This window comes from Streptosporangium sp. NPDC023615 (assembly GCF_040640155.1).
GTDB lineage: Bacteria > Actinomycetota > Actinomycetes > Streptosporangiales > Streptosporangiaceae > Streptosporangium.
In genome coordinates, this window is the sequence record NZ_JBFABE010000098.1 from 1 (window position 1) to 9771 (window position 9771).

General features: G+C 71.4%; 8 protein-coding genes. 1 reads left to right on the forward strand and 7 read right to left on the reverse strand.

All coding sequences use genetic code 11. The annotated features are described in order from the left end of the window. Positions 1-193: 193 nt before the first annotated feature. A complete protein-coding gene (locus AB0G16_RS36300; RefSeq protein ID WP_362815204.1) occupies positions 194-988 on the reverse strand; it encodes a PhzF family phenazine biosynthesis protein in 795 nt (264 codons plus the stop codon). A gap of 207 nt (positions 989-1195) precedes the next feature. On the opposite strand from AB0G16_RS36300, the gene AB0G16_RS36305 reads away from it, so the two are divergent. Then, entirely contained in the window at positions 1196-1588 is a 393-nt protein-coding gene (locus AB0G16_RS36305; RefSeq protein ID WP_362815206.1) for a cell division protein SepF, read from the forward strand. A gap of 30 nt (positions 1589-1618) precedes the next feature. Here the strand turns inward: AB0G16_RS36305 and AB0G16_RS36310 are convergent, their stop codons facing one another. From AB0G16_RS36310 to AB0G16_RS36335, 6 genes are all read right to left on the reverse strand, one after another. Continuing rightward, positions 1619-2944 (reverse strand): hypothetical protein, encoded by a 1326-nt coding sequence (locus AB0G16_RS36310; RefSeq protein WP_362815208.1) that lies wholly within the window; start codon positions 2942-2944, stop codon positions 1619-1621. Between the two features lie 143 nt (positions 2945-3087). Then, the gene (argS, locus tag AB0G16_RS36315) at positions 3088-4842 is read right to left on the reverse strand and encodes an arginine--tRNA ligase (RefSeq protein ID WP_362815210.1); all 1755 of its coding nucleotides are present in this window, start codon (positions 4840-4842) and stop codon (positions 3088-3090) included. 42 nt (positions 4843-4884) lie between these two features. Further along, complete coding sequence (locus tag AB0G16_RS36320) at positions 4885-7218, reverse strand: HAD-IC family P-type ATPase (protein WP_362815212.1); 2334 nt, start codon at positions 7216-7218, stop codon at positions 4885-4887. Between the two features lie 211 nt (positions 7219-7429). Then, the gene (gene plsX / locus AB0G16_RS36325; protein ID WP_362815214.1) at positions 7430-8464 is read right to left on the reverse strand and encodes a phosphate acyltransferase PlsX; all 1035 of its coding nucleotides are present in this window, start codon (positions 8462-8464) and stop codon (positions 7430-7432) included. A 170-nt stretch (positions 8465-8634) separates the two neighbouring features. Beyond that, on the reverse strand, positions 8635-9312 hold the full coding sequence (locus AB0G16_RS36330) for a DUF1707 domain-containing protein (protein ID WP_362815216.1): 678 nt from the start codon (positions 9310-9312) through the stop codon (positions 8635-8637). Between the two features lie 82 nt (positions 9313-9394). Beyond that, positions 9395-9598, reverse strand: coding sequence for a hypothetical protein (locus AB0G16_RS36335; protein ID WP_362815218.1), 204 nt, complete (start codon positions 9596-9598; stop codon positions 9395-9397). Positions 9599-9771: the final 173 nt, after the last annotated feature.

Consider the following 9771-nt stretch of genomic DNA (forward strand, 5'->3'; position numbering starts at 1 on the left):
GACAATCTTTCGTGAAGGGCCCCCACCGTCGGTGGGGGCCTTTCGTGTTTCCGGGCTCTCGGCGGTCTCCAATCCCCTTGCAAGCCTCCTCCAACCCGTCGCCGGCACTCTTGTTCGTGTGACAGCCACACTCCCGGCCCGCCCGGCGGAGATCTCGACCGATGTACCGGTGACCCGGCCGGTGACCGGCGCGTCAGGCGTGCAGTTCGCCGGAAAGGACCGTCACCGCGCGCCCGGACAGCTCGACCCGGTCGCCCCGCACGGTCGTGCGGACGGTACCGCCGCGCCGGGAGAGCTGGGCACCCACCAGGGTGTCGGATCCCAGTCTGGACGCCCAGTACGGGGCGAGCGCGCAGTGCGCGGAACCCGTCACCGGATCCTCCGGCACCCCCACCTTGGGGGCGAAGAACCGGGAGACGTAGTCGACGCCGGTACGCGAGCCATCGGCAGGGGCCGTCACGATGACTCCCCGCGCCTCGACCTGCTCCAACGCCCGGAAGTCGGGGGACGCGTCGAGCACGGCGTCCTCGGACGCGACCTCCACGAGGTAGTCCCAAACATTTTTTCCCGCCCAAACAGGTTTAACTCCCAGCGCATCGATCAGTGGAGGGGGAGGACTCACCTCTTGGAGCAGTTTTGCCGGGAAATCCATGTTGATTAATCCGGATTTATCCCTGGTCACGGACAGGATTCCACTCTTCGTTGAGAATTCGAGGGTTTCTCGGACCGTTCCCGTGGAATACAGCACATGCGCGGCGGCCAGGGTCGCATGCCCACAGAGGGCCACCTCGGTCACCGGCGTGAACCAGCGGAGCGAGTACGGACCCCCGTCCTCGCCTCCGAGCAGGAAGGCCGTCTCGGAGTGCCTCATCTCCGCCGCCACGGACTGCATCCAGGCGTCAGGAACCGGATTGCCGAGTACGCAGACCCCGGCGGGGTTACCCTTGAAAAATTCATCGGTAAACGAATCGACCGTGTAGATGAGCATGCCTCGATGCTAGGGGGCGGCCGAAGATATCGGTTGAAGACGGGGCAGGAGATCAGGCACAGTCGGGATCAGGCAAACCAGTGCGGTAGCCGTACAAAGTGGAAATAAGCGCTGGGCGTGTCGCGTGGCGAACTTCTGGTCGTCGGTTACCGTCCAAGATGTAAGGACAGGCCGGACACGGCGTGGTCCTGGCGAAAGGACGAGCCGATGGGGGCAGTGCGCAAGGTGGCGACCTACCTTGGCCTGGGCGGGGCAGAGCATTACGACGAGGCCTACGACTACGAGGACGAGGTCGAGGGCGAGGAGGAGGACTGGCAGTCCGCCTCCGAGCGTGCGGCCAAGCGCTGGCAGGCCATGAACGAGCCTTCGCGGATCGTGATGCTGACGCCGATGAAGTACAACGACGCACCGGTGATCGGGCAGCACTTCCGCGACGGTCAGACCGTCATCATGGACGTCAGCGGGATGAGCACCGCCGAGGCCACACGCATGGTCGACTTCGTCGCGGGACTGGCGTACGGGTGCGAGGGGCGTATCGAGCGGATCGCCGAGAAGGTCTTCCTGCTGGCTCCCGCCGAGGTGGAGATCACCAACGGTTGATCCCGCCGGTGGCTCGACCCGGAACGGCCGTCAGCCGGCCCGGGGACCCCGGCGGAGCAGCCGGGTGAGCTCGGCGAGGTCGGAGGCGGCCGTTCCGATCCGCTCCTCCGACTCGCGAGCGTACTCGTGCAGGGCCCATACCGCTCCCTGAGCCTGCTCCCCGAGCTCGGCGAGTCGTCTGACGACGCCCTCGGCCGCCGCCCGCTCTCGTCTGCGCCTGTGCCACAGCAGGTAGCCGCCCCCCACCGCGGGCAACGGCGCGAGGAACGCGAGCGGCGGGAGGGGGAGCACGAGCGCCACCGTCAGGATCACCGGTGCGAGGGCCAGAAGCAGCCAGGCCCCCCAGGGACGGCCGAGCACCGGCGTGCCCTCGGTGGTGACGCGCCTCTCGGCGATCTCCAGCGACTCGGCGTCGGGTCCTTCGGGGCGCAGCGTCAGGTGGTGGCCGAGGATCGGCACCGTGACGGATTCGGAGGCCTCGGCCCGGGTGGCGTCGGCGAGGTCCCCGGCAGCCTCCCGCACGATGGGCGCGGCCACGTGGAGCGCGATGGCGGCCAGGGAGGGGTGGGAGCCGGGCCGCAGGTCGTCAAGGAGGTGGTCGGTGAGCGAGCGGGTCGGCCGCTCGGGGACGTCCGCCCCCACCAGTCGGCGCAGTGCGGTCAAGGGCTCGTCCTCGCTCCCCACCGCGGCCGTCCGGTCCGGACGGGGGGCGGTGTCACCGCCGCCGTTCTCCCGTGCCGAGGTGATCTCGGCGCAGCGGTCGCGCAGGTGGGCCAGGCGGGCCGCGGCCTGCACGGGGGCGGCCAGCTCGGGGAGCTCGGCGAGTGCCGTGAACCCGGCCAGCGCCGGGGAGGTCGTCGTCGAGGGTTCGTCGGGGACCAGGGCGCGCAGCCAGCGGCCGGGTTCGGACGCGGGGGACGCGGCCACCGCGTCGAGCCTGCGGAGAACGAAGATCTTGCCCGCCGGCCCGTACGCGCCGCGGGCGGCGGCGAGCCAGAGCGCCCGCTGGCCGTGGGTCACCGGACGGTCCAGGGACAGCTCTCCGAAGGCGGTGCCGAGCCAGGAGGCGTGGATGCGGTCGCCCTGGCCGGCGACGGCCAGGGCGAGACACAGGAAGAGGGCTGTCCGTCGCTCGTCACGCTGGGCGGCGCGGGCGAGGGGCTCCAGCGACTCCTCGCCGCGCATGATCAGGACGAGTGCCTCGATGGCCGGGGCCAGCCAGTGGCCGGACGGATCGGCCACGTCCTCCGGAAACGCGGTGGGGACGGCCCCGACGGCGAGGTCGTCGAGAAGAGCGTCGGCGCATCGGCGCAGCTCCGCCTCGGCGTGCGGATTCGCGGTCAAGTCCGTGCTCAAGGCAGAGAACTCCCCGAAGTTGTGACCGATGACCGCGCCAGCGTATTGCGCTTCGGACATCCCCGCGGGGAGGCGCGCCGAACATGACTTTGCCAGACGATCGCCTCGATTTTCGCAATAAAGACGATCATCTGGTGGACAGGTTACATGCGCTCGGGCACCGGGACGCCGAGAAGGTTCAGGCCGGTCTCCAGGATCCTCAGGGTGAGCGCGCACAGGGCGAGCCGGGAGGCGCGCACGGACGCCTCGACGTCGTCCCTGAGCACCGGGCAGTTCTCGAAGAACGTGGTGAAGGCGCTCGCGGTGTCGAAGAGGTATGAGGCGAGCCTGTGCGGGGCGGAGTTCTCCGCCGTCTCCTCCACGACCGCGCCGAACCGCAGGAGCTGCAGGGCCAGGGCGCGTTCGGCCGGGTGGCCGAGCACGATGGGCCCGGCCTGCCCGTCCGGGGAGACGCCGCCCCTGCGGAAGATGGAGCGGATACGGGCCTGGGCGTACTGCAGGTAGGGGCCGGTGTTGCCGGTCAGGGCGAGCATGCGGTCGAAGTCGAAGACGTACTCGCTGTCGTGGCTGACCGACAGGTCGGCGTACTTGACCGCGCCCATGCCGACGGCGTGCGCGATGCGGGCCCGCTCGGCGTCGTCGTAGTCCCGGTCCTTGATCACCTCTCCGGCCCGGGTCTCGGCCTCGTCGAGCAGCTCCAGGAGTTTGATCGACTTTCCGCTCCTGGTCTTGAACATCTTGCCGTCGGAGCCCAGCACGCTGCCGATCTGGATGTGCTCGGCCCTGACGTGGTCGGGCAGCCAGCCGGCGAGCCTGGCGGAGTCGAAGAGCATCGACATGTGCAGCGCCTGGGTGGCGCCGATCACGTAGAGGATCCGGTCGGCCTTGAGGTCGTCGACCCGGTAACGGATCGTGGCCATGTCGGTGGTGGCGTAGCCGTAGGCGCCGTCGCTCTTGCGGATCATGAAGGGGAGCGGCTGGTCCTCGCGGCCGGTGTAGCCGGGGGGGAACACGCAGAGCGCGCCGTCGCTCAGCACGGCGATGCCGCGCTCCTGGAGCTCGTCGCAGACCTGGGCCAGCATGGGGTTGTACATGCTCTCGCCGGCGATGTCCTCGTCGGTCAGCGTCACCCCGAGCTGGCTGTAGACCTTGTTGAAGTAGCGCAGGGTGGCGCCCATGAAGATGTGCCACAGGCGCATCGTCTCGGGCTCCTCGGCCTGCAGCGTGACGACCCGGGCCCGGGCGCGGGCGTTGAACGCGGGGTCGGTGTCGAACTTCGCGCGGGCCGCCTGGTAGTAGGCGTTGCCCTCGCCGGCCTCCAGCTGGGCGACGGCGGCCTCCTCGCCGATGTCGAGCAGGTGCTCGATGAGCATGCCGAACGGCGTGCCCCAGTCGCCGAGGTGGTTCTGCCGGACGACCTTGTTGCCCAGGTGCTCGTGGACCCGGGCCAGGGCGTCGCCGACGATCGTGGTCCGCAGGTGCCCGACGTGCATCTCCTTGGCCGCGTTGGGCGCGGAGTAGTCGATCACGACGGTCTGCGGCGGGGCGGCCTGCCCCACGCCGGCGCGGGGGTCGGCCAGCGCCTCGGCGGCGCGTTCGGCGATCCAGTCGTCGGAGAGGGTCAGGTTGAGGAAACCGGGCCCGCTGACCTCGACGGTGCCGGGGAAGGGGTCGTCGGTGGCCCGCGCGGCCGGGCCGGTGAGGCGGTCGGCGATCTCCTGGGCGACCTCCCGCGGGGCCCGTCGCAGTCGCTTGCTCAGGCTCATCGCCACGTTCGCCTGGTAGTCGGCGAACTGCGAGGGGCGGATCAGCGGGTCTGCGTCGGCGTACTCCGCGCCGAAGGCGTCGGCCAGCGCCTGCTGGACGCGCCGGGTGAGTTCGAGTTGCGGGTCGGTCATGCCCCAAGGGTATCGGCTGGCCGATGGTGGACCGAGGGGATATCAGCCCGCGGACGGCCGCCCGCCGCGGGACCGTACGACCGCGAAGACGCCCGTCAGCACGACCCCGGCGGCGGCGCCGAGACCGGCGGCGGTGAGCCCGGCGGCCGGGTCGGCGACGGTGAGCGCGAAGAACTCCCGGGCGAACGGGACGGCGAGGGCGAGGGCGAACAGCCCGGCCATGGAGGCCACCAGCGCGACCCGCCACCAGACGTAGGGGCGGGCGACCAGGGCCAGCACCGACCAGGCGGCGACGAAGAGCGTGACGACCGCCGAGGTGCGGCTCTCGGCGAGGGACAGGCCCCCGCTCTGGGCGATCCAGTACGACAGGTAGACGGCGGCGGCGCAGACGATCCCGGAGGGGACCGCCAGGCGGAGCACGCGGGGCACGAAGCCGCTCCTGGCGCGCTCGTTGCTGGGCGCCAGCGCCAGGAAGAACGCGGGGATGCCGATCGTCAGCGCGTTGATCAGCGTGGAGTGCCGGGGGGCGAACGGGAAGGCGAGCCCGATGACCCCGGTCAGCAGGGAGAGCACGATCGCGTAGAAGGTCTTGGTGAGGAAGAGGCCGGCGACCCGTTCGATGTTGGCCAGCACCCGCCTGCCCTCGCCCACCACCGACGGCAGGCCGGCGAAGCTGTCGTCCATCAGCACGATCTGGGCGACCGCCCGGGTGGCGCCGCTGCCCGAGCCCATCGCCACGCCCAGGTCGGCGTCCTTGAGGGCGAGCACGTCGTTGACGCCGTCGCCGGTCATCGCGACCGTGTGGCCGCGCGACTGGAGCGCGCCGACGAAGAGCCGCTTCTGGTGCGGGCTGACCCGGCCGAAGACGGTGTTGGCGTCCATGATCTCGGCGAGCTTCTCGGGGTCGTCCTCGGGCAGGGTGCGGGCGTCGACCGCGCGGTCCCCGCCGGGGATGCCGAGCGTGGTGGCTATGGCCGACACCGACTCGGGGTTGTCGCCGGAGATGACCTTGACGGCGACGTGCTGGCCGGCGAAGTAGGCGAGGGTGTCGGCCGCCTCGGGGCGGAGGCGCTGCTTGAGCACGACGATGGCCGCGGGCTCGATGTCGCCGAGGTCGTCGGGGTCGCGCAGCGAGGCGACCCGGCCCAGGACGAGCACCCGCAACCCGGTGGCGGCCAGGGCCCCGGCCTCGGTGTAGGCGGGGGTGCCGGGCGGCAGCAGGACGTCGGGGGCGCCCAGGACCCAGCCGCCGTGGCCGTCGAACTCGGCGCCGCTCCACTTCCTGGCCGAGGAGAAGGCGACCTTGGCGGTGGCGGTCCAGCCCGGTGAGTCGGGGTAGCGGGCCTGGACGGCGCGGGCGGTGGGGTTGGGGTCGGGGTCGAGGTTGGCCAGCGCGCCGAGGGCCTCGTCCACGGGCAGGTCCGCGCCGAGCGGGCGGACCTCGCCGAGCTCCATGCCGCCGGAGGTGAGGGTGCCGGTCTTGTCGAGGCAGAGCACGTCGACCCGGGCCAGGATCTCGATCGCGGGCAGTTCCTGGACCAGGCAGCGCCGCCTGCCCAGCCGGATCACCCCGACGGCGAAGGCGATGCTGGTCATCAGGACCAGGCCCTCGGGGATCATGGTGACGATGCCCGCGACCGTGCCGGTGACGGCCTCGCCGATCTCGGTCTGCCTGCTGACCTGGCTCCAGGTGAGCAGGGCGCCGATCGGGACGACCAGCCAGGTGACGTACTTGATGAACCGCGTGACGCCCTCGCGCAGCTCGGAGTGGGCCAGGCTGAAGGCGCTGGCCTCCTCGGCGAGCCTGGCCGCGTAGGCGTCGCCGCCCACCCGGGTCGCGACGTAGCGGCCACGGCCGGCGACCACGAAGCTGCCCGACAGGACCTCGTCGCCCGGGAGCTTGTGCACCGGGTCGGCCTCGCCGGTGAGCAGCGACTCGTCGATCTCCAGGCCGTCGGCGTCCAGCACCTCGCCGTCGACCAGCAACTGGTCGCCGGAGGCGAGGAGGACGAGATCGCCGAGGACGACCTGGCGGGGCGCGACCTCGGTGTCGGCTCCGTCCCTGCGGACCCGGACGGGGGACTCGTTGACGATGGCGAGCCGGTCGAGGGTGCGCTTGGCGCGGAGCTCCTGGACGATGCCGATGGCCGCGTTGGCGACGATGACCAGGCCGAAGAGGCCGTCCTGCCACTCGCCGAAGATCATGATCAGCACCCAGAGAACGGCGATCACCCCGTTGAACAGGGTGAGGACGTTGGCCCTGACGATCGCGGCGACCGTTCTGCTCGACCGGCGCCGGACGTCGTTGGCCTGTCCCGCGGCGACGCGTTCGGCCACCTGCGCCGACGTCAGCCCCGGTTCCGTCGCCTGCTGCACGCGCTCCCCCGATGATCGACTGGAACTCAGGGTACGCGGGACAGGTGAGTGCGGTACGGGAGCTGACCGGATGAGACGGAAATATCACGCTAGCTGGGTGGAAGGCGGACGGTATCGGGACCCGTGAGGCCGATGAGGGGGTGGCGCGGGACAGGGGTGTGAGGGCGCGAGGAGTGCCCGCCGCCGGGCCGTCACGGGACGGTGCGGGCCGTCACCAGAGGCGGTGGGGGCGGTGCGCGGAGGAGAGACGTTCGCCGACGCGGTTCACCACGCCCTCGTGGGCGAGCGTGGCGGCGAGGACGCAGGCGGCGCTGATGCCCTTGGCGCGCGAGGCGCCGTGCGCGATGACCACGGTGCCGTTGAGTCCCAGCAGCACGGCGCCGCCGTGGACCTCGGGGTCGAGTCGCCGGTAGAGCTCCCTGATCCGTCTCCGCTGGAGCAGGCCGCCCATTCGGGCCGCCCGGCTCTCCTTGATCGTTTCGCGGAGTTCGGAGAAGGCGTAGCGGACGCTGCCCTCCATGGTCTTGAGCGCCACGTTGCCGGTGAAACCGTCGGTGACGATGACGTCGACGGTGTGGGTGAGCAGGTCGTGCCCCTCGACGTTGCCGACGAAGTCGAGGCCCGAGGCGGCCGACAGCAGTTCGTGAGCGCGTTTGACGAGCTTGTTGCCCTTCTCCGGCTCGCTGCCGATGGTCAGCAGGCCGATCCTGGGATTCTCGACGCCCAGGGCCGTCTCGGCGTAGGCGGCGCCGAGATGGGCGAACTGCACCAGCATCTCCGGCTTGACCTCGGCGTTCGCCCCGGCGTCCAGCAGCACGGTCGGGGAGGGCCTGGTCGGCAGGGCCACCGCGATGGCGGGCCTGAGCACTCCGGGGCGGCTGCGGAGCCGCAGCTTGCCGGTGGCCACGATCCCGGCGGTGGAACCGGCCGAGACCACGGCGCAGGCGTCACCGCGCCGTACGAGGTGGCAGGCGACGGCGATGCTGGAGCGCGGGCGGCGCAGGCTGGCGAGGGCGCCCTCGTCCATGGCCAGGGCCTCCTCGGCCCGGACGATGGGGATCTCGGTCGTGGCGTCGTGCCGGGAGAGCGCCTCGGCCAGCGGGCCGGGGGCTCCGACGAGCACGACGGAGACCCCGTGCTCGCGCGTCGCCTGCACGGCACCCGCGACGATCTCGTCGGGGGCGTGGTCGCCGCCCATCGCGTCCAGGGCGATCGGCGTGGTGCCGGAAGCGTCGATCTCAGGCAAGCGGTCACCTCGTGCGCGATGGTCTGTCCGCATGGTAGGCCGGTGCGGGTACCGGTCGTGCCGGTGGGGTGCCCGGGGAGTGGCGGGGGAGGGTCCGGGGAGTGGCGGCGGTGCCCGGGGAAGTGGCCCGCTCGGGGTCCGAAGTGGCCCGGGAGAGTCGTCCGGGGGGCTCAGGGAGCCTGAGGGAGGCTCCAGTCGGCCCTGTCCCGGGAGACGACGACCTTCCCGAACGTGACCCGGCCGACGACCCTGATGATCGGCCCGCCCTCGCCCGCCGCACCGCCCGCCGCGCCGCCGGAGACGGAGCGCTTGGCGAACAGCGCGCCGACCTCGTCGATGACGTGGGCGTTTTCGGGGACCCTGACGATCAGCTTGCCGCAGTAGGCGTCGACCCGGAGGGTGATCTCCCGGCCGGGGAGCACCGCGTCGGACAGGTCGACGATCAGGGCGCCGAAGGTGACGCTCAGGCCGGTGTGCCGACCGGCGATCCAGCGCCCGCCCCGGACGACCTTGCTGAAGACGGCCGAGACCTCCTGCCGCTCGGTGACCGGGATCCGGCCGGGCGCCGTGACGTCGGGCAGGTCCCGGGTGAGGGGGACGAGGTCGTCGGTGGTGACGGCGGAGTAGGCGGCCTCCAGGCGGTCGGCGTGTTCGACGCTGGTCAGCCGGCCGGTGCCGAACCCTTCGGCCAGCACCGCGGCCACCCGGTCGCGGTCGGCGTCGGAGGCACGCAGGGCGACGGTCCCGGAGACGCGCGCGACGGTCTCCCGGGCGCGTGCGACGCTCTCGGAGGCGCGGGAGGCGGGATCGGGACCCGGGCCGTGCGGGGCGGGGGTGTGGGGCGTCATGGAGGTCATTCTATGACTATTCGCGATATATCGCGATTATGATCTCAGGACGGTGGCCGGTCGCCGACCGGCCACCGCCCCCTCAACGTCCTGGACTGCGCACCGAGGTTCGACGGGCGATCTCGGCCTGGAGTCGGGCCATCTGCCAGTGCAGCTCGATGAGCTGCTGGGTGAGCTGAAGACGCGGAATCTCGGACGGGTCCTCGACGGACAGGTGATCGATCGCGGTGGACAGCTCTCGCATCGCGCGCCCCCACTCCATGACGGCTTCCTCGGATCGAAACAACGTTCGAATCATACCGGAACACCGAACACGCTGTCAGTCCATTGCCTCCCGTGTCACATCACCCGGGCCCGCGGAGGGTCTCCCGGGTGTCCGCCCCGGGATCCCGAGGTGGACGCCCGCCCCGGGATCCCGAGGTGGACGCCCGCCCCGGGATCCCGAGGTGGACGCCCGCC

Coding starts and splice junctions, on each gene's coding strand:
- AB0G16_RS36330 (WP_362815216.1), bottom strand. CDS start 9,312: ATGACGCCCCACACCCCCGCCCCGCACGGCCCGGGTCCCGATCCCGCC.
- AB0G16_RS36305 (WP_362815206.1), top strand. CDS start 1,196: ATGGGGGCAGTGCGCAAGGTGGCGACCTACCTTGGCCTGGGCGGGGCA.
- argS (WP_362815210.1), bottom strand. CDS start 4,842: ATGACCGACCCGCAACTCGAACTCACCCGGCGCGTCCAGCAGGCGCTG.
- AB0G16_RS36300 (WP_362815204.1), bottom strand. CDS start 988: ATGCTCATCTACACGGTCGATTCGTTTACCGATGAATTTTTCAAGGGT.